This is a genomic window from Sulfuricella denitrificans skB26 (assembly GCF_000297055.2).
Lineage (GTDB): Bacteria > Pseudomonadota > Gammaproteobacteria > Burkholderiales > Sulfuricellaceae > Sulfuricella > Sulfuricella denitrificans.
Window position 1 is genome coordinate 1,408,210 of record NC_022357.1, and the last position, 20,094, is coordinate 1,428,303.

Consider the following 20,094-nt stretch of genomic DNA (forward strand, 5'->3'; position numbering starts at 1 on the left):
GGTCATGAAGAAACAACAGGGCGCCACGGTGGTGGGTATGCTGTTTATTGCGGCTTTGGTGGGATCAGGGTTAGTTCTGGCGGCAAAGCTGGTGCCTGCTTATCTGGAATTCATGTCGGTGAAGAGAATACTCAGCAGCATGGCTACCAGCGGCGATCTCAAGACCATGTCGCCCAAGGAACTTGAGACTTCTTTCTTCAAACGCGCCGATGTCGGCGACGTCAAAAACGTCAAGCCAGAAGACCTGACCGTTAGCCGAGAAGGGAATGCGTCGGTCATTACTGTGGACTATTCCATCAAGGTGCCGGTCGTGGCCAACATCAGTGCCTGCATGGATTTCTCAGCATCAAGCAGCGCGAAGAGCGAGTAACTCATCTGCATGGGTACTGAAGCGCTGGTTCGGCGGATCGGCTATGAGTTCAAGGATCCGGCGTTGTTGCGCAGGGCACTGACCCACCGCAGTTACGGTATGCCGCACAACGAGCGGCTGGAATTTCTCGGTGACAGCGTGCTGAGTTGCGCTATCGCCACGCATCTATATCATCTCCATACCCGCGTGCAGGAAGGCGATTTGAGCCGGATGCGCGCCCATCTGGTCAAGGAACTGACGCTCTCTGAAATCGCCTCCTCCCTGAATTTGGGCGATTGCCTGAAACTGGGGGAAGGAGAGCTGAAAAGTGGTGGCTTTCGCCGCCCCTCTATCCTTGCGGACACGTTGGAAGCGATTATCGGCGCGGTTTACCTCGATGGCGGGTTTGCCAGCGCGGAACAAATGATTGCAAGGCTATTCGAGCCGCTGATGAAGGGGCTCGACCCGAAGACTCTGGGCAAGGATCCCAAAACCCTGCTGCAGGAATATTTGCAGGGCCGCAAGCTGCCTTTGCCCAGTTACACTGTGTTGTCGATCAGTGGCGAAGCCCACGAGCAGCACTTCGAAGTAGAGTGCGCCATTCCTGACCTGGGTGTACGTGCCTGCGGCGGAGGGGTTAGCCGCCGAAGCGCGGAGCAACAGGCTGCTGGCAGCGTCATGCAAATACTTAATAGTGAGGGGTGAAGAGTGAGGGGTTAGGTGTAAGGTCAAAGCAACGCCGTCGCCGGTTTTACTCCTCACCCCTCACTTCTAACTCCTCACGATTTTTAAAGAGGCCAACATGGAATTTCGTACCGGTTACATCGCCATCGTCGGTCGCCCGAATGTGGGCAAGTCCACGCTGCTCAATCACTTGATCGGGCAGAAAATCAGTATCACTTCCCGCAAGGCGCAGACCACCCGGCACCGTATTGTCGGCATTCGTACCGATGCCGATGCGCAGTATGTTTTCGTGGATACGCCGGGTTTCCAGATGCAGCACCAGAATGTGCTGAATCGCGTGATGAACCGCACCGTAACGCAATCCCTGTCGGATGTGGATGTGGCGCTGTTCGTGATTGAGTCGATGCGCTTCGATGCCCGCGATGAAAAAGTGCTGGCCCTGCTGCCGCGCAATCAACCCGTGGTGCTGGTGATCAATAAGACCGACAAGGTGAGCGACAAGTCAACACTGCTGCCGTTTATCGAGAAAGTGTCAGCCTCGTTCCCCTTCGCCGCGATCATTCCTGTCAGCGCCAAGCGCGACTCCCAGTTGACTGAACTGGTGCAGGAGATCCGCCGTCATATGCAGGAAGGCGAGCCGATCTACGGCGAGGATGAAATTACCGATCGTAGCGAGCGTTTTCTTGCTGCCGAAATCGTGCGTGAAAAGGTTTTCCGCCTGCTGGGCGACGAGATTCCCTATTCCATCAGCGTTGAGATCGAGAAGTTCGAAACCGAAGGCGGAATGCGCCGCGTCTACGCCGCCATCATCGTCGACCGGGACAGCCAGAAACCGATTCTGATCGGGAAAAAGGGTGAAAAACTCAAGGAAATCGGCACCCAGTCACGCAAGGACATGGAAGAACTGTTCGGCCTCAAGGTTTACCTCGAGTTGTGGGTCAAGGTAAAAAGCGGCTGGGCCGACGACGAACGGGCGGTTAAAAGTCTGGGCTACGAATAGCCTCTCTCCTGTCCTTACAGCTAAACGGCGGAACTGCCTTCACTCTGCTATAATGCGCGCCTGCGGCGTACGCACCCAGTCATCGCGCCGCTGCCCATTCGGGCTTATAAAAAACCCCTCATCTGTCTAAGACTGGCGCCGATAAACGGCGACAGGCCGATGTTATTCCTGGAGTCACCATGTCCTTTGCTTCCCTCGGCTTGTCCGATGAAATCGTTCGTGCCGTCACTGAACGAGGTTACACTGTTCCCACCCCTATCCAGATGCAGGCGATTCCCGCCGTGATGTCGGGCGGCGACCTGCTTGCTGGCGCGCAGACCGGCACCGGCAAGACCGCTGGTTTCGTTCTGCCTATACTGCACCGGCTTTCCGACCCTAACGTCAAAGGTCCATCCAGTGGCCGCCCACCGATTCGTGCGCTGATCCTCATCCCTACCCGAGAACTCGCGGCACAGGTGGAGGAGAGCGTGCGCGACTACGGCAAGCACCTGAAACTGAATTCCATGACGATGATCGGTGGGGTCAACATCAACCCGCAAATCACGAAACTCAGGGGTCGCGTGGATATCCTGGTTGCCACGCCCGGACGATTGCTGGACCACGTTCAGCAGAAAACCGTCGACCTGTCGCACGTCGAAATTCTGGTGCTGGACGAAGCCGATCGCATGCTGGACATGGGTTTCATCCGCGACATCAAGAAAATCCTTGCATTGTTGCCTAAGCATCGACAGAACTTGCTGTTTTCAGCCACCTTCTCCGATGAGATCAAGGCGCTGGCCGATGGCTTGCTGAACAAGCCCGCGATGATCGAGGTGGCGCGACGCAATGCGACTGCCGACAATGTGGCGCACAAAGTTTACCCGGTGGACCGCGATAAGAAACGCGCCTTGCTCTCCCACTTGATCAAGGAACATAACTGGTCACAGGTGCTGGTGTTTACCCGCACCAAGCACGGTGCTAACCAGTTGGCCGAACATCTGATCAAGGGCGGCATCCCGGCGCTGGCGATCCACGGCAACAAGAGCCAGTCGGCGCGGACTCGCGCATTGAGCGAGTTCAAGGACGGCAGTCTGAGGGTGCTGGTGGCGACTGACATCGCTGCCCGCGGCATTGACGTCGTTGACTTGCCGCATGTGGTCAACTTCGAGTTGCCCAACGTGCCTGAGGATTATGTTCACCGCATCGGTCGTACCGGTCGCGCGGGCGCGTCGGGTGAAGCCGTGTCGCTGGTATGTGTCGATGAATACAAGCTGCTGGCGGATATCGAAAGACTGCTCAAGCGGGAGTTGCCCGAGGAAGTGGTGCCGGGTTTCGAGCCGGACCGGAATGCCAAGCCCGAGCCGATCCAGAATGGACGCGGATCAACCCCGGGTGGCCGTGGTCAGCCGAGGGGTCGCTCTTCCGCACCCAGGTCACCCTCACAGGGCCGGGGAGCGGCTCCGACCAGAGAGGCAAACGGCAATGTGGCTACGCCACGGACGCCCCCGCTGCACCGTTCCGGCGGACGCCATCGCTGATTAAACGCCGAAGGGCCAAGTCTTGCATTTTCATAATGCAAGACTTGGCCCCTTATGTCTTTGAAAGACAGCGTCGGATTGACTTTCTTCGCACGCTAAATTTGTTTAGCAGTTCAGGCCTTTTTGCAGTAACTCCGCTACCATTTCGTTCAGCCCGATCTGACGTTCCTGCGCCAGTGACTGAATCTGCTTCACCAGATCACCGTTCAGTTTGATTGCAAACGGCACCAGGCCGAGCGCTTGATCTTGTTTGCGTTGTTCTCGGCGGTCTACGGCAACGGCAGTCTCTTGACCTATGCGTCCGGCAGTGCCGGGCCGGTTAATTTGACTCTTTATTTTCAAGCCGATGTTCTTTTCCAGATCAGTTCTCTTCATGGTTTTTCATCCGGCAATGCGATCTTCTGGTCGATGCTGAACTGGTAGTCACGGAACACGTGTTCTGCGCTGAGTATCTGGTAACTGCCGTCCGGCAGGCGTCGCGTAGTGTCCTTGAGGCGATAGGTGTAATGGCCGCAGGTCCAGCAATTGAAGTTGCGCATGTGGGTGCAAAGGCAGGTTTTTTCCATTACCGAGATTTTCTTTGCCTTCGGGTGGGTGGCCACTTCGCGGTTATAGGCTTCGATGTAGGCACAATTCCCAGAGCCATCCAGCAGGTAGCCGTATGACTCGCAGCCAGGACGGATGCCTGAGCCGATTGCCGGACTGTTTTTGAGCATACGCATTGGATACCCCGTCGGTGAAACGGTGTTGACCTCGATATCCTCCTCAGTGGCCTTGATGTACTCCTGGATCACCTTCTCTGGCAGGCCGCACTCGTGCACCGCGGTAAAGCGTGTTGCTACTTGCACCGCCGCTGCGCCGTTTTCGAGAAAGGACACGGCATCGCTGCCGGTAAAAATTCCACCGGCCGCAATCAGCGGAATGTTCAGTTTCTCCGTCTGCAAATACATGTAAATTTCAGCCATGATCGTGTGCAGATCGTATTTCGCCCAATCCATGTCGAAGCCAAGATGACCGCCGGCCAGAGGTCCTTCGACCACGATGAAATCCGGCAGTCGATTGAGCTTGGCGGTTTTGCGCAGGAATAGCTGTAGTGCACGTAGCGAGGAGACAATGATGCCCAGCCGGGCATCGCGAAAGCGGGGGTGATCCTCCATCAGCGCAAATGAACCGAGGTGTAGTCCTGCGCTCAGAGTTATCCCGTCAATCCCGGCATCCAGCGCTGTGCGCAGGCGCACGCGCAGTGTTTCGCGCGGTGCGTTCATGGTGAGTTTTTCCATGCAGTTGATGAAAATCATGCCTTCGCCGCGCTTGGCTTCCATGGTCTTGCCCACGTGCAGACGGGTAGCTTCGGCAATATGGCCGAGGTCGAACTTCACCGCCGACTTGTCGGAATTGTCGATGTTGTATTTGTACTGCTTGAGTTTTTCTTTGATGAAGTGCGTTTCGTAGCGCCGGTCGGACACGGTCGGTAGCATGGCGTCGGAAATGTGGCCGATACCACCCAAACGCGCCGCCTCGAGCGCGAGTTCGGCCGTCGAGATATCCACACCCATCCCGCCAATAATGATCGGTACCAGTTCCTGCTTGCCGAATTGCAGGCGGAAATCATCCACACATTTCATTGCTACCCTCGGACTAACGTCAATGGTTATAACTGGCTTTTAAGCGCGTGTTGCCGCTGTATGATTAGCCCACATTAGAGATTTTACCATCTCTAGGAGAGTAGATAACTATTTTCCGCGTAGCAATATGTCGATTTGCGGGGAAATCAAAGGGTTTCGTGAAGAGGGTTGAGAAAAGCAGTTTGACGGCAATGTTGGTAGAGCCAGGGTTAGCGTTCGCTCATCCATGAAGAATGGACGACGAACTCAAGGAAGATCTTGGGGTGATTGAAACTCCCATCCAAATCAGGGTGGGAAGCGCAAAGCATAGCCCATCTCCCATGGGCTATGCAGCGCGTTGATCAGGCGTGAAATAGTCCGCTTGGCCGGCCTTTGCTACACTATGCGACGCCGTGAAAAGCCGAACAGACCGGCAAGACCCGAAAGGAAGAGCCATACGGCAGCAGGTACCGGCACCGCAGTAACCGGGCTGACTTGCCATCCCATATCTTGCAGCCCGGCAAAATCCAGTTCGGTGAAATGCTTGCGCTGGTTGGCGGATATGTATGGATCCATTGAAACTTCCTGAGTCACGCCGTTTACCGTGCTGGTTAAACCGGATTGCCAGTGGCCTGAGTCATTCATGGGGACTGATCCGCCATATAGAGCTGATGAGGCAATCCCTGTGAATTGATTGTTCACAACCAGATTGCCAAACGAAGGGGCGGTACCAAAGCCAAGAACGTGCCCCAGTTCATGTACTGCGACGGAGTAGAAGTCGTACCCGGAAAATGACTCGGTGGTGGTGGCGTCCTGATCGAAGTACCAGTTTGCCGTACTGCTGAAGCTGATGGCGCCGCCCCATGGGCCAAAATCAGTAGTAGTGCTCTGGTTTCGATTAAGTTCTAATGAACTAAAGCCGGAGGCGCTATATCCTCCTGGTCCACCTTGGCCAAGAATGGAAGTTCCGAAATTCTGAGCGCCGACAAATACGACCAGATTGTCGGCGGCGATACTGTAGTTACTTAGCGTGGTATCTGCGCCCGTTTGGGGATTAAAGAAGTTGGGGTTGAAGCTTGCAAGGTCTCTGGGTCTTCCGCTGGTTACGGAGGTAATTGCCGTTAAATTATCCTGCAGACGAGTCGTGAACTCGCTGGCTGCCTGATTTAACAAGGTTTGACGGTCGGTGTGCCCGGTAAAAAAACCGCTGGTATCGTAAGAGTAATCGAAAGTAATGCTGATAGCCGCTGCAGGCTGACTGGCGATCAGAGCGGTAACTGCAAGCGCGGCACATAATGTTGAGTTCAGTTTTGTCGCGATCATTTATATTTTTCTCCGAAGGGTGACAGAAAACTGTTTCTTTGCAAGGGCAAATATTTGCTTAACGAATCTCGCATGCAAAATTCACGCCTGAAATATTTTGTTTTAAATTATCAATATGTTGCATATAAATCGGTTGCTTGATGTCTATTTTAATGTAAAGTTTTTCGACAAATTCTGGAGGATCTGTTTATAGAGTATTCGATTGGCGACAGATAATTAAGGCTGCTAGGGTTGGGAATGTTGAGTTGTGAAGGCCTTTAGTTCCTTCAGTGTTTTCTCGTCTTCCTGGGTTCCGGGGGTAAATGTACGGCTGCCGGTGCAGATATCGACCGAACCTGATTTATCAATGAAGAAAAGGTAAGTCTGCCCCACGGTCAAAGTTACTCCACAGCCGCCACGACCATGGCCGGTTTCAATGTGTTGAAGTAAGGTTGGGTTGCCCTTCAAGGTTTGCAGGGTTTTAAATTCACCGCTTACGCCACTCCAGTTGGGGTTAACTGAGCGGCTCTTTATTTCCCCGGTTTTTGTTATGCGGCCGACGAACACATGTTCGGCCATTTGGTATTTTTCCTTGAGTGTTAGTTGGATGCACGAGCATGCAGATGCGCTTGGGATCCAGATCAAAGAAAGGAGTCCCAGTAAAATGGCGATGGCGAGTCGATTTGACATGGCGTATCCCTGTGAAATCTATTGAGGCTGGGTTTCCCATGTTGAATTTTTGTCGATCCACCGAATGCATAGCCAGTACCACAAGGCCACGATAAAAGTCAGTCCGGACCAGCTCCAGTCGTCCAGGCGATAGGAAGAGGGGATGGGAACGATCCCGCAAGCGAAACAGCCCGGCCCGGTTGTCGGCAACCACGGCAGAGCAGGGGAAAAGGGAATGCAGGCAATCCCGAACGCGAAACAACTCCAGAACAGGATCAGAGCACCTTTCCGGCTGTTGATGCTGGAGAGCCCGAAGAAAACCCAAATCGGCATGTTGTCCCTTCTTTCCATGTTTCAAATCCCCTTCAAGTCTGGATCGGCTTCGATTATGTAATTGGCTAAGCTGAAATTCAATTAAATGGGATTTTAAGCTGAATTTCCTGGCAGGTCGAATATGCTTGTCGCAGTTTTTAGAAGCACCCGGATTATCCGAAAAAACCAAACTTGAGGCCGAAAATAATGGATAGCCATGCATCCTACGCCGTATAATTCGTGTTGTTAAATGAACTATATTGATTTGCTAGCTATTATTCGAGGGTATGGCACGAGAACATAATGCCAGGCAGGGAGATCAACCCGCATATGTCCTGCATACCTATCCCTATCGCGAAACCAGCCTGATCGTCGAGGTGTTCAGCCGCGATTTCGGTCGCCTGCCGCTGATGGCGCGCGGGGCGCGGCGGCCAAAGTCGGCTGTGCGCGGACTGCTGCTTTCTTTTCAGCCGCTTTCATTGAGCTGGTTCGGCAAGACCGAACTGCGCACGCTGCACAGCGCCGAATGGCAGGGCGGGCAACCGCTGCTGCAGGGCACGGCGCTGATCTGCGGTTTTTACCTGAACGAACTGCTGCTCAAGCTGCTGCACCGCGACGATCCGCACGAGCAGCTGTTCCTTTATTATCAGGAAACCTTGCAGGAACTCGCGCGACGTACTGATTATGCCGCTGTGCTGCGGCGTTTCGAAATGAATCTGCTGAAGGAACTGGGTTACGCCCTGACGCTAGCCCATGATGCAGATTCCGGGGCGGCCATCGAGGCGGATCTGCTTTACCGCTACGTTTTTGAACGCGGCCCGGTACGGCAAAAAATCGGCCAAATCGGTGTAGAATTAAGGGGGAAGACGCTGCTGGACATGGCCGCCGACGATTACGGTGATCCCGTCACCCTGCAGCAAAGCAAGGCGTTGATGCGGGCGCTGATCAATCATTATCTCGGTGAGGATACTTTTTTGCATACCCGCCAGATATTAAAGGACTTACAGGAACTATGATTCATTTGGGCGTCAACATCGACCACGTTGCCACACTGCGGCAAGCGCGCGGAACACGCTATCCCAGCCCGACCCAGGCGGCGCTGATGGCGGAATCTGCCGGTGCGGACTCGATCACCCTGCACTTGCGTGAAGACCGCCGCCACATTCAGGACGAAGACGTGGAAATTCTGCGCGCAGCATTGCAGACTCGAATGAATCTGGAAATGGCGGTGACGGACGAGATGGTGGGAATTGCTTTACGTTTGAAACCGCAGGATGTCTGCCTGGTGCCGGAGAAGCGTGAGGAGAGAACCACCGAAGGCGGACTTGATGTGGTTGCCCATTTCGAGCGTATCAAACAGGCCTGCGCTGCGTTTGGCGATGCCGGTATTCGCGTTTCTCTGTTCATTGCACCGGAAAAGGCGCAGCTCGATGCGGCCAGGGAAGCGGGAGCGCCAGTGGTGGAAATTCATACGGGTCACTTTGCGGATGCCGAAACAGAAACGGCACAGGAAGCGGAACTTGCGCGCATCCGCACGGCGGTCGAATACGGTATGAAGCTTGGCCTGCGAATGAATGCGGGTCACGGCTTGCACTACCACAACGTGCAGAAAATCGCCGCCATTCCCGGTGTGTACGAGCTCAACATCGGTCACGCCATTGTTGCGCAGGCATTGTTCGTGGGCTGGGAGCGGGCGGTGGCGGAAATGAAAGCGCTGATGGTGGCCGTAGCCAGATGATTTACGGGATAGGCACCGACATTATTGCGGTAGGGCGCATAGAGGAAGCGCTGAACCGTTTTGGAGACCGGTTTGCCAGGCGTATTCTGGCGGCGGTGGAATGGGACGATTTTTCGGCCAGCACCCACCGCGCCCGCTTTCTCGCCAAACGCTTTGCCGCCAAGGAGGCCTTCGTCAAGGCGCTGGGTACGGGGATGCGCCACCCTGCAACCTGGCACAATATCAACGTGACGCACGATGCTCTTGGCCGGCCGGGTTTCGGATTGGAGCCCGATCTGGCGCAAGTTTTGGCACAGCACAATATTCGCGGTCATTACCTGTCGATCAGCGACGAGGCCGAGATGGTGGTGGCTTTTTCTGTTCTGGAACAATAATCAAAAGAAGATAACAATGACTCTTGGCCCGGTAATGCTCGATGTTCTCGGCACCGAATTGACCGACGAGGACAGGAAAAGACTGAAACACCCACTGGTCGGCGGTGTGATCCTGTTTGGCAGGAATTACACCTCGCAGGCGCAGCTTGCCAGGCTGACTGCCGAGATTCACGCCTTGCGCAACCCCCATCTGTTGATTGCCGTGGACCACGAAGGCGGTCGGGTGCAGCGATTTCGTGATGGCTTCACCAGGCTGCCGCCGATGCGCGAGCTGGGACATCTCTGGGACGAGCATCCTAACCGTGCCAAGACCCTAGCGCAGCAGACCGGCTGGGTACTGGCGGCGGAACTGCGCGCCAGCGGCGTGGATTTCAGTTTTACCCCGGTACTGGACATCGATTTTGAACACAGCGGTGTGATCGGCGATCGCGCTTTCCACCGTGACCCGCAGGCCATTGCTGTTCTTGCGCACAGCTTGATGCTGGGCCTGAAACAAGGGGGTATGGCCGCGGTGGGCAAGCACTTCCCCGGTCATGGCTTCGTGCGTGCCGACTCGCATCTGGAAATCCCGGTGGACGAGCGCGACTATGCCGACATCGAAATGGATGACCTGATCCCGTTCAGGCAGATGATCGGTTTCGGACTCGCCGGGATGATGCCGGCACATGTGATCTACTCGAAGGTGGACAAGTTGCCGGCAGGTTTCTCCAGCATCTGGCTGAAGGATATCCTGCGCAAGGAGCTCGGCTTTGACGGCGTGATTTTCAGCGACGATCTTTCCATGGAAGGCGCCAGCACAGCAGGTGGTGTGGTGCAACGTGCCGTGGCATCGCTGCAGGCGGGCTGCGATATGGTTCTGGTGTGCAACAAGCCGGAAAGCGCCGACGAACTGCTGGCCGGTCTGAAATGGGAAATGCCGGCACTGGGCATGGCGCGCCTGATTCGCATGCACGGCCGGACGCACCCGGAAAGTTGGGACAGATTGCATGAAGACAAGCATTACGTTGCAGCGGTGCATGCCGTTGGCAGTATCGGCGGGAGGAGCGGCGATCTGCCGCTGCAGTTGGCCGAAACCAACAGCTGTGCGCTGAGCGGAAATAAATAACAAGATATTTCACCACAGAGGCACAGAGGCACGAAGAAAACCAGGGGGAGATTCCTGATGATAGCGGCTTTGCGCGCAATTCGGGTTAGGATACAAGAATCCTCTGTGTCTCTAAAGGTCTCTGTGGTTACAAATGCCAATTTCAAACCTGACACCCGCTGATCTTCGCCTGACCATAGTCCCCGAATCGCTGGGGTTTTCAGATACGTCCGAACTACTCAACCTGCCCTTGCCCTGGATCGGCCAGGAGCGAGCCGAAACGGCCACCCGCTTCGGCTTGGGAATGGATCAGCCAGATTACAATCTGTTCGTGCTGGGCGAGGTCGGTAGTGGCCGCACTTCCCTGCTAACGCAGGCGATGCAGGCGGTTGCCGTCGAGCGCTTGGTGCCGCCGGATCTGTGCTACCTGCACAACTTCGATACCCCGGAACGACCTCTGGCGCTGCGCCTGCCAGCGGGGCAGGGGCGTCAGTTGCGCCAGCTTCTGCTGAAGATGGCGAAATCCCTGGTGACGGAAATCCCGCAGCAGTTGGCGGGGCAGGATTTCAAGACCGAAAGTGCGCACATCGAAAAAGCCTACAAGGATGAGGAAGCCAAGGCTTATGCCGAACTCTCCTCTTTTGCGGAAGCGCGCAATTTCAGCATCCACCGCGAGGCCGGACGGATGGTGTTTACCCTGCTGGGAGAGGCGGGGCAGTCGCTGGCCGAGGATGAGGTGCTTTCCCTGCCGAAGGAGCGCCGGGCTGCGGTTGAGCAGGCCGAGCAGGAACTGCGTGTCGAAATCACCCTTTATTTCGAGAAAACCCGACCGCTGGAGCGGGTAATGAACGAGGCGCTGGCAGCCTTGCTTCGCCAAGTGGTGAAGCCGCTGCTGGATCATGGCTTGCAGGAAATTCGAGCCGGTTTGAAAAAACAGATCAAGGATGCCGCCAAGCTGAATGCCTGGCTGGATGACATGGCCCATGACGTGCTCGACAATCTGGCGCTGTTCCAGATTGCCGATGACGATGAGGAAAGTCGTCAGGATTTCCTGGAGAGAGCGCTGTCACGCTATCGGGTTAACCTGGTGGTGGACAATGGTGGTCTATCCGGCGCACCGGTGATCATCGAGGACAATCCGCTGTTCCGATCTTTGTTCGGCAGTATCGAGTATCAGTCTGAGAGCGACGTGCTGGTGACGGATTTTACGCGCATTCGAGCTGGCAGCCTGCTCAAGGCGCACGGCGGATTTCTCATGCTGCACCTGCGCGATTTGCTGGCCGATGCCCTGGTGTGGGAAAAACTGCGGCGTTTCCTGCGTAGTGGCAGGCTGCAGATAGAGGAGCCGGGTACAGCTTTTACGCCGATCGCGGCGGTTTCTCTCGAGCCTGAGGCGGTGGATATTGAGGTGAAAATCATTTTGATAGGCTCACGTGATCAGTATTACGATTTGCAGGAAGCAGACCCTGAATTCGCACGACGCTTCCGGGTGAAAGTGGATTTTGCCGAAAGTTTTTCATCCAGCGATGAAACCCGGCACGCCTCGTCAATTTTTGTCGCCCACGCCTGCCGTCAGCTTGGGTTGCCCCATTTTTCTTCCGCAGCGGTGGCGCGTTTGCTGGAAGATGGTCATCGTGATGCGGATGATCAGGCGCGCCAGAGCGCGATCTTTGCTCGTGCCGAGGCGCTGGTGATGGAAAGTGCTGCCATCTGCCGTGCCCGCAAGAATGAATTGGTCGAGGCTGAGGACGTCGATGCAGCGCTACAGGCACGCACCTGGCGGCACAATTATCCAGACCAGCGTCTGCGTGAATCCATCGCCGAGGGGGATCTGCTGATTGACCTGCGAGGCGAGAGAGTGGGTCAGATTAATGGCCTGACGCAGGTTGATCTGGGCGATTACCGTTTTGGTTTCCCGATACGGATTACTTCACGTACGTTCGCTGGCGATGCTGGCCTGCTGAATATCGAGCGCGAAGTTGAATTGTCAGGCCCGATTCACGACAAGGGTGTTTTCATTCTGCAAAACTATCTGGCTGCACTATTCGCGCATATCGCTCCGCTTTCCCTTAGTGCCTCCATCGTCTTCGAGCAGGAATATCATGGCGTGGAAGGGGACTCAGCCTCTTGCGCCGAGCTTTACGCTTTGCTTTCGTCCTTGTCTGGACTGCCGCTGCGGCAGGGTATCGCCGTCACCGGTGCGGTTAACCAGCACGGCGACGTGCTGCCGGTGGGGGGAATCAACGAAAAAATCGAGGGCTATTTCCGCATTTGCGAAACTGCAGGACTGGATGGCAGCCAGGGTGTGCTGATTCCCTGGCGAAATCGGCGCCACCTGATGCTGGAGAGCAAGGTAGTTGATGCTGTTGCCAAGGGCCTTTTTCATATCTATACCGTAGAGCATGCGAAAGAGGGCATCGAATTGTTGACCGGCATCCCCGCAGGTACGGCGAATGAGGCGGGCAGCTATCCCCAAGGCAGCGTGCTGGGCCACGCCCAGAAAAACCTGCAGATTTTTCGCCGTGCCTGTCATGCGCCGGAACACCCAAAGGCAGGGCGCAAGCTATTGCGCTGATGATTGGACTGTGTCTTAATCATGTTTGAGATGGGCTGGATATAAAGAAGCTCTCATGCGTGAGAGGTATTGATAATAAAAAACGTCGAGTTCTGATGGGTGTTGAATGAATAAACGACTGGAAATTTCTTTGGATCAGCTGGTCATAAAACTTCGAGATGAGCTTTATGACCGCGATCAGCAGATTGCACTGTTCAAGGAAGTGGTTGCTGCCGTTCGCGAACGACTCGATCTCGAAACCATTTTTCGGATGGTGGCAGCCTTCGCTCAAGGGTTGATCAAGGCAGAAACTGTTCTTATCCCCGTCCTGGACGAAAACTGCTCCACTTACACCTACCGCGCCGGCTACGGTCTTCATGCAGAAGAAATCGTCGGGGAGAGCCTGGACTTGAACATGGGCATCTGCGGATGGGTTTGGAAGCATCAGCGCCCCTGGTGGCGGGGTGTGCTCAATGAGCTCAGTGCAGAAGAATGTAATAAGTGGGAAAAAGAGGTCGGCAGCGTTATCCTTGTTCCCTTGGTTGGTCGGAACCATTTCCTCGGCGGCATCGCCGGCATCAACAAGATCGGTGGTGGCGATTTCGATCAGCGTGATCTCGACCTGCTGACCTTGCTTGCCAGCCAGATCGCTACGGCCATCGATAATAATAATTTGATCGTGCAACTGGAGAATGCCAATCAGGCACTTTTCAGCGAAAAGGAAAAGGTCCTGGTGACGCTTTCGTCCATTGGCGATGCGGTTATTACCACGGATATCCAGGGGCGTATCGAATATCTCAACCTGGTCGCTGAAAAGCTTTTTGCCACTCAGCTGGATGAAGCAAGTGCTAAACAACTTGCGGAACTGGGAACCCTGCTCTTTGAGGATAGCCGACTACCGGCCAACGACCTTGTGGCGCACTGTTTGCGCGAGGGGCGGCTTTCTCCTGCATTCCGCACGCTTATTCTGGTAGGGCTTGATGGACGTGAACTATTTATTGAGCCTACTGCCGCGCCGATTCGAGGCCATGATGGGCAAGCCTCCGGTGTTGTGCTTATTTTCCGCGATGTCAGCCAGGCACGCGAACTTGCCCAGCAACTCTCCTATCAGACTACGCATGATGCCTTGACGGGCCTCCTCAATCGCCACGAGTTCGAATACCAGGTGAAACAGGCAATTCGTGATGCTCAGGTCAGCGGCAGGGAACACAGCCTGCTTCATCTGGATGTCGATCAGTTCAAGGTCATCAATGATACTTGCGGCCATGTCGCTGGCGATGAGCTGCTCAAGTTGTATACCATTCAGCTATCCGGATTGTTACGCCAGGGAGATGTTCTGGCGCGGGTCGGAGGAGACGAATTCGGGCTTCTGCTGGAAAACTGCTCCGTCAAACAAGCCCTGCATATTGCCGGCAAGATTCAGGATGTGACCCAGTGCTTCCGCTTCGTTTGGGGTGGCAGCACCTTCAGCATCGGCATCAGCATAGGACTGATCGGGATTGATCGCGAAAGTGAATCCGTGATGTCCGTCCTGAGTCGCGTCGATGCCGCCTGCCATATGGCGAAAGAGGTCGGGCGCAACAACATCTACGTTCACGATGAAGAAGATCAGGCATTGCATGCGCGCCATGGAGAAATGCAATGGACTCCGCGCATTTCCAAGGCACTGGAAGAGCAGCGCATGGTGCTTTATTACCAGCCGATTGCCCGCAGCGATGCCCTGGCAGACCTGAGTAGCCACTACGAGATTCTCATCCGTATGCTGGATGAATCGGGCAATCTGATTCCCCCCGGGAATTTTCTTCCCGCTGCGGAACGTTACAATTTGATTGCTACCATTGATCGCTGGGTGATCAGTACCTACTTTCGCTGGCTGGCAGAGCATCCTGCTCATTTGAAAGCGTTGGAGTTCGGATCGGTCAATCTCTCCGGGCGCTCCCTGGGTGACGCGGGTTGTCTGATTCACATTGAAAACCAGTTGAAGGAGTTCGCGATTCCAGCAGAAAAAATCTGTTTCGAGATCACGGAGACTGAGGCTATTGGCAATCTTGTCAAGGCTCAATATTTCATTGAGCGGTTAAAAAGTCATGGTTGCAGTTTTGCTCTCGACGACTTTGGCAGTGGGTTATCCTCTTATGCCTATCTCAAGAACCTTCCGGTGGATTTCCTGAAAATTGATGGGGTGTTTGTCAAGGATATAGCCTCCGACCCAACCAATCATGCAATGGTTGAATCGATCAACCATATCGGGCATGTCATGGGAAGAAAAACGATCGCAGAATTCGTCGAGAATCAGGCGATTGTAAAAATATTGGGGGAGCTTGGCGTTGACTATATGCAAGGTTATGGCATTGCCAAGCCGCGGCCTCTGGGTGAGCTAGGCTAATGAAGTTCTATAAAGCCTACCCGCGCACTCGGCTTTGTGAGAGAAGCGTTATTTCTTCTCCTTGATCAGGGTGTGTCTAGCGGTTGTTTAGACGGCGATGCGCGGCCGTTTGCGTCAATTTTCGCATCCAGCCAATTCTCGAATTCTTGCGCTGGCAGGGGGCGCGAGAAGAAGTAGCCTTGGGCTATGCCGCAGCCGAATGATTTCAGCAACTCCGCCTGGTGGCTGGTTTCAATGCCCTCAGCTTCCATCGTCAATTTGAACATCCGCCCCAGGGCAAGAATGGTCTTCACAATCTGGGCGTCCTCCGCGTTGCTGTCTGCATCAGTAACAAACGAATGGTTGATCTTCAGGATATCGATAGGCAGCTTCCGCAGGTAGGCCAAGCTGGAGTAGCCTGCGCAGAAATCGCTCACCGCTACCGTGACACCGATTCCGCGCAGGCGAGCGAGTACGCTGGCAGCTTGTATCGAATACGCCATTACCGCGCTCTCCGTAAGCTCGATTTCCAGGTCCGACGGGGCAATCCCGTGGAGGGCGGTCAGTTCGGAGATGCGTGCCACCAAGTCTCCCGTTTCCAGCTGGTGCGGCGAAATATTAAAGGCAATTTTGAAAGTGTGGCCGGCTGCCTGCCAGACGGCCGACTGGTGGCAGACCTCGTCGAGTACCCAGTCCCCGAGCTCGCAGATTAGGCCGCACTCCTCTGCCAGCGGGATGAAGTCGGCTGGTAGCAGCAACCCGCGTAGCGGGTGCCACCAACGCAAAAGAGCCTCGACACCGAGAATATTGCCTGTGGCGAGGTCGACCTTGGGCTGGTAGTGCAGTTCCAGATCGCGCTGCACTAAGGCGAGGCGCAGTTCCATCTCCAGGGTCAATCGCTGGCTTATCCGGTCCTGCATGTCCTGCTGGAAAAACCGATAGGTATTGCGTCCGGCTGACTTGGCGGCGTACATGGCGAGGTCGGCACACTTCATCAGTTCCAGGGGATTCGCTCCGTCCTCGGGGTAAAAGGCCATACCCATGGAGGCGCTGATCTCGACGGCATGCCCGCTCAGTTTCATGGGGCGTGCGATCTCGGCAATTAGTTCCTGTGCCAGGCTGGCGCAATCCCCGGCATCCCGCAGATCCTCCATGAGTACCACGAACTCGTCCCCTCCCAGCCGAGCCACCGTGTCCACGGTGCGCATTCGGATCTTGATGCGGCGAGCTACTTCTTGCAGCAGGAGATCTCCGACGTCGTGGCCCAGCCCGTCGTTGATGGCCTTGAATCGGTCGAGGTCGATAAAAATCACTGAAAGTCGACCACCCTCGCGCTTCGCCCGCTCGAGGGCGTGCAGAAGGCGGTCTTTCATCAGGGCGCGGTTGGGTAGGCCGGTGAGGGTGTCGTGGAACGCCTGGTGCCGGATTTCTTCATCTTTGCGCCGAAGTTCCGTGATGTCGTGGAAAACGGCGACGTAGCGAAAAGGGGCTCCGGCACTGGCTTCGATGCGGTTTATGGAGAGCCACTCCAAGTAGACTTCCCCGTCCTTCCTCCGGTTCCATATCTCGCCACGCCAACAACCTTCTTTGGTCAGAGCTTCCCACATCGAGCGATAAAATTCCGGTCCGTGGCGGTCGGAACGTAGCAGGGTGGTTTTCTTCCCCAGCGCCTCGTCTTCCGTGTATCCGGTAATTTCTGTGAAGGCAGGATTGACTGACAAAATGATGCCGGTAACATCGGTGACCAGGATGCCTTCCGACGAGTTTTGATACACGCTAGCGGCGAGGCGTAGCTCCTCCTCGGCGGCTTTCTTCTCGGTGATGTTCTCGAGCATGAGCAGCAGATGCGGCTCTCCCCGACTGGTAAAACGGGACAGCCGGCAACGCATCCAAACGTCGTGGCCGAAAAAGCTGGTAAGGGATCGAATATCGAGTTCCGCCTTCGCGCCGGTGGCCAGCACGCTCTCCGCCGCCTCCTGTATTCCCGAAGTCTGCCAGGAGCCGAGTTGGCGAAAGTTCTGGTTCAGCAACTGCTCCTGAGTGATGCCGGCGATAGAGGCCAGTGATGGGTTGGCCATTACGCACTGACCGTTCTGCCGATAGGCTGCGATCCCCAAGGCGGACGTCATCAGGATGCTATCGTTCAGCGCCAGGGTTTCATGCAGCTGTTCTTCCTTGGCAAGCAGTTCCTTGGTGCGTTCTCGTACCTGCTCTTCCAGACTCAGGTTGAGGGCGAGGATTTTATCCTCGGCCTCCTTGCGCTTGGTGATATCTTGGTAGGTGCCCATCACACCTATCAGATTACCTTTCCCATCCTTCAAGGGGATCTTGCTGGCTTCCAGGTACATTGATTCACCATCCGGGGTTGCCTGGTGCTCCTCATAATTGACCTTGGGCAGCCCGGACTGCATTACTGCGCGATCATCTGAAAGGTAAAGCTGGGCCTGCTTGGCCCAGCACAAGTCATGATCAGTCTTGCCAACGATCTGGCTTGGGTCTTTCAGGCCAGCATCCAGTGCAAATAGACGATTGCAGCCGAGGTAGCGGCTCTCCTTGTTTTTCCAGAACACGCGTGAGGGAATGGTGTTAAGTACCAATTGGAGCATGGTTTGGGCGCGAGCACGAGATTCCTCGGCTTTCCGCTGAAGCATCAAGTTGCTAGCCCGCTGTTCGGCAATCGCAAGCCGAATGTTCAAGTGTCGCTGGTCGACCGGCTTTGCGAGATAATCATCGGCGCCAGCAGCCAGTATCTGTTTGAGATCACCGGGGTTCGTGCGCAAGGTGATCATCAGGATCAGGCTGTCTGCTCCTTTCGGGCTACCCCGAATCTTCCGGCACACTTCCAGTCCGTCCATTTCCGGTAATTGCCAATCCAGGATCACTATGGGAAAGTGCCGGCATTGATAGCGTTCCAACCCGCTTTCTCCATCGGTGACCGCTGTGACTGTATGGCCACGGCTTTCAAGCACGGATTGCAGCACCGCACTCATTGCTGGTTCGGGTTCAACCAATAGAACATCCATGCCCAGAACCTCTCACTCCCGTGTTGATGGCAATTAATTTCAATACCATCCGTTATGTTTTTGTCAAAAATACTCTTGCCTATAATATTAGCAGGGTAATGCTGGCAGTTCCCATATTTGCCTGGGAAATGCGGGCAAGCAGCCGCTTCGTGGCTGCGGGGCGGAAGGTAAAATTGGTTATAAGCAGGATAAGGCAAGACCAGGGAGGCTGCTACCTGGACGGCACGGTATGCGTTCGCGTGAGGGCTGGAGGGAGCGAAGGTGAGTGATTTTGTGCGTGCGCCGAGAGGATGCCGACAGAATAACAATCAAATCAAGCGTAGTTCTTGTCCACCCGTGAGGGGGTTTTTTCTTTACTACGATGGCTTCGCATTGAGTAAATACAATTACGAACTTGATATATTTTGAGGATATCCAGACGTAAAAAAAGCCTGCATCACTGCAAGCCTTTGAATATTTGGGGTGGCTGATGGGGCTCGAACCCACGACAACCGGAATCACAATCCGGGACTCTACCAACTGAGCTACAGCCACCACTGATAAAACAGACCAAACTGGCCTGCCCGACAGGAATCGAACCTGTAACCCCCAGCTTAGAAGGCTGGTGCTCTATCCGGTTGAGCTACGGGCAGATTGTCGGACAAATCCTGGTCGGGGTGGAGAGATTCGAACTCCCGACATCCTGGTCCCAAACCAGGCGCGCTACCAGGCTACGCTACACCCCGAAGAGGCCGCATTCTACTTTGATGCTGCTGAAAGGTCAATTGCCATTCGTTTTAAAGTTTATCTGTCATGTCTTGACATGACATGTTCCGCACACTAGGATAGTGACCGATTACTATCTTAGTGTGCGGAAGATGCCGAAAAATACCCCGATAGACAGTACTGAAAAACCCCGCAAGCGCCGCATGGGCGCGGAAGAGCGTCAGGAAGAGATCGTCCAGGTGGCAATTGACCTGGCAGCAAAATCCGGAGCGGAATCGGTGACCACGCAAGACATGGCGGATGCGTTGGGCTTGACCCAAGGTGCAATATTTCGCCATTTTCCGACCAAGGATGATATCTGGCTGGCGGCAATTAACTGGGTGCGTCGTCGCCTGATTAGCGTCGTGGAGGCTGCTGCCGCGCGCAGCGAGAATCCACTGGAGGCGCTGGAAGGAATTTTTCTTGCCCATATCTCGTTTGTCGCCAAGCATCCAGCCATTCCACGTTTAGTATTCTCTGATTATTTGCTGCGCCGGGATAGCAGACTGAAGCAGTTGATCCAGGAAACCATCACCGGCTACGAATCCAGGATTGCGGGTTTTCTTGATCAAGCAAAGGCCGCCGGTCTTGCCCGTCCCGACCTCGATGAAGGTAGCGCGGCAACCCTGTTTATTGGCATGATTCAAGGCTTGGTGCTGCAGTCCAATATATTTAGTGGTCGGCGTTCCCTGTTGGACGAAGCCAAGAAAGTTTTTCCGATTTACCTGAATGGAATCCGGTCAAGGCATAATGAGGATCAAGTTTAAATGGTGAG

General features: G+C 55.0%; 17 protein-coding genes and 3 tRNA genes. 11 read left to right on the top strand and 9 right to left on the bottom strand.

What is annotated here, in order from left to right:
• Positions 1–4: 4 nt before the first annotated feature.
• The 4 genes from SCD_RS06925 to SCD_RS06940 all read left to right on the top strand — a co-directional run bounded on the left by SCD_RS06925 (position 5) and on the right by SCD_RS06940 (position 3,550).
• A complete protein-coding gene (locus SCD_RS06925) occupies positions 5–370 on the top strand; it encodes a DUF4845 domain-containing protein (protein WP_009205822.1) in 366 nt (121 codons plus the stop codon).
• A gap of 9 nt (positions 371–379) precedes the next feature.
• Positions 380–1,054: a ribonuclease III gene (gene rnc / locus SCD_RS06930; RefSeq protein WP_009205821.1), complete on the top strand. Its 675-nt coding sequence runs from the start codon at positions 380–382 to the stop codon at positions 1,052–1,054.
• Positions 1,055–1,151: 97 nt separating this feature from the next.
• The gene (gene era / locus SCD_RS06935) at positions 1,152–2,033 is read left to right on the top strand and encodes a GTPase Era (RefSeq protein WP_009205820.1); all 882 of its coding nucleotides are present in this window, start codon (positions 1,152–1,154) and stop codon (positions 2,031–2,033) included.
• Between the two features lie 179 nt (positions 2,034–2,212).
• Positions 2,213–3,550: a DEAD/DEAH box helicase gene (locus tag SCD_RS06940; protein WP_009205819.1), complete on the top strand. Its 1,338-nt coding sequence runs from the start codon at positions 2,213–2,215 to the stop codon at positions 3,548–3,550.
• A gap of 105 nt (positions 3,551–3,655) precedes the next feature.
• Here SCD_RS06940 and SCD_RS06945 read toward each other — a convergent pair whose 3' ends face one another.
• From SCD_RS06945 to SCD_RS16090, 5 genes are all read right to left on the bottom strand, one after another.
• Positions 3,656–3,925: a hypothetical protein gene (locus SCD_RS06945; protein ID WP_009205818.1), complete on the bottom strand. Its 270-nt coding sequence runs from the start codon at positions 3,923–3,925 to the stop codon at positions 3,656–3,658.
• Complete coding sequence (locus SCD_RS06950) at positions 3,922–5,175, bottom strand: nitronate monooxygenase (protein WP_009205817.1); 1,254 nt, start codon at positions 5,173–5,175, stop codon at positions 3,922–3,924. The genes SCD_RS06945 and SCD_RS06950 overlap by 4 nt, the downstream gene beginning before the upstream one ends.
• Positions 5,176–5,550: 375 nt before the next feature.
• Positions 5,551–6,477, bottom strand: coding sequence for a PEP-CTERM domain protein (locus tag SCD_RS06955; protein WP_009205816.1), 927 nt, complete (start codon positions 6,475–6,477; stop codon positions 5,551–5,553).
• Positions 6,478–6,702: 225 nt separating this feature from the next.
• Positions 6,703–7,146 (bottom strand): hypothetical protein, encoded by a 444-nt coding sequence (locus SCD_RS06960; protein ID WP_021035828.1) that lies wholly within the window; start codon positions 7,144–7,146, stop codon positions 6,703–6,705.
• An 18-nt stretch (positions 7,147–7,164) separates the two neighbouring features.
• The gene (locus tag SCD_RS16090) at positions 7,165–7,476 is read right to left on the bottom strand and encodes a hypothetical protein (RefSeq protein WP_084607471.1); all 312 of its coding nucleotides are present in this window, start codon (positions 7,474–7,476) and stop codon (positions 7,165–7,167) included.
• Positions 7,477–7,724: 248 nt separating this feature from the next.
• Here SCD_RS16090 and recO point away from each other — a divergent pair, with 248 nt between their 5' ends.
• From recO to SCD_RS06995, 6 genes are all read left to right on the top strand, one after another.
• Entirely contained in the window at positions 7,725–8,453 is a 729-nt protein-coding gene (gene recO, locus SCD_RS06970; RefSeq protein WP_009205813.1) for a DNA repair protein RecO, read from the top strand.
• Positions 8,450–9,175: a pyridoxine 5'-phosphate synthase gene (pdxJ, locus tag SCD_RS06975; protein ID WP_009205812.1), complete on the top strand. Its 726-nt coding sequence runs from the start codon at positions 8,450–8,452 to the stop codon at positions 9,173–9,175. The genes recO and pdxJ overlap by 4 nt, the downstream gene beginning before the upstream one ends.
• Positions 9,172–9,549, top strand: coding sequence for a holo-ACP synthase (gene acpS / locus SCD_RS06980; RefSeq protein WP_009205811.1), 378 nt, complete (start codon positions 9,172–9,174; stop codon positions 9,547–9,549). The genes pdxJ and acpS overlap by 4 nt, the downstream gene beginning before the upstream one ends.
• 16 nt (positions 9,550–9,565) lie before the next feature.
• A complete protein-coding gene (gene nagZ / locus SCD_RS06985) occupies positions 9,566–10,654 on the top strand; it encodes a beta-N-acetylhexosaminidase (RefSeq protein WP_009205810.1) in 1,089 nt (362 codons plus the stop codon).
• Positions 10,655–10,787: 133 nt separating this feature from the next.
• The gene (locus tag SCD_RS06990) at positions 10,788–13,208 is read left to right on the top strand and encodes a Lon protease family protein (RefSeq protein ID WP_009205809.1); all 2,421 of its coding nucleotides are present in this window, start codon (positions 10,788–10,790) and stop codon (positions 13,206–13,208) included.
• Positions 13,209–13,314: 106 nt separating this feature from the next.
• Positions 13,315–15,573 (top strand): EAL domain-containing protein, encoded by a 2,259-nt coding sequence (locus tag SCD_RS06995; RefSeq protein WP_009205808.1) that lies wholly within the window; start codon positions 13,315–13,317, stop codon positions 15,571–15,573.
• 65 nt (positions 15,574–15,638) lie between these two features.
• On the opposite strand, the gene SCD_RS07000 is transcribed toward SCD_RS06995, so the two are convergent.
• The 4 genes from SCD_RS07000 to SCD_RS07015 form a co-directional block, all read right to left on the bottom strand.
• Positions 15,639–18,575, bottom strand: coding sequence for an EAL domain-containing protein (locus tag SCD_RS07000; protein ID WP_009205807.1), 2,937 nt, complete (start codon positions 18,573–18,575; stop codon positions 15,639–15,641).
• A 458-nt stretch (positions 18,576–19,033) separates the two neighbouring features.
• Positions 19,034–19,109 (bottom strand) — tRNA-His (locus SCD_RS07005).
• Between the two features lie 21 nt (positions 19,110–19,130).
• Positions 19,131–19,207: transfer RNA gene (locus SCD_RS07010), tRNA-Arg, on the bottom strand.
• A 16-nt stretch (positions 19,208–19,223) separates the two neighbouring features.
• Positions 19,224–19,300, bottom strand: a tRNA-Pro gene (locus tag SCD_RS07015).
• Positions 19,301–19,432: 132 nt separating this feature from the next.
• On the opposite strand from SCD_RS07015, the gene SCD_RS07020 reads away from it, so the two are divergent.
• Positions 19,433–20,086, top strand: a complete 654-nt coding sequence (locus SCD_RS07020; protein WP_051338784.1) for a TetR/AcrR family transcriptional regulator — start codon at positions 19,433–19,435, stop codon at positions 20,084–20,086.
• Positions 20,087–20,094 lie beyond the last annotated feature (8 nt).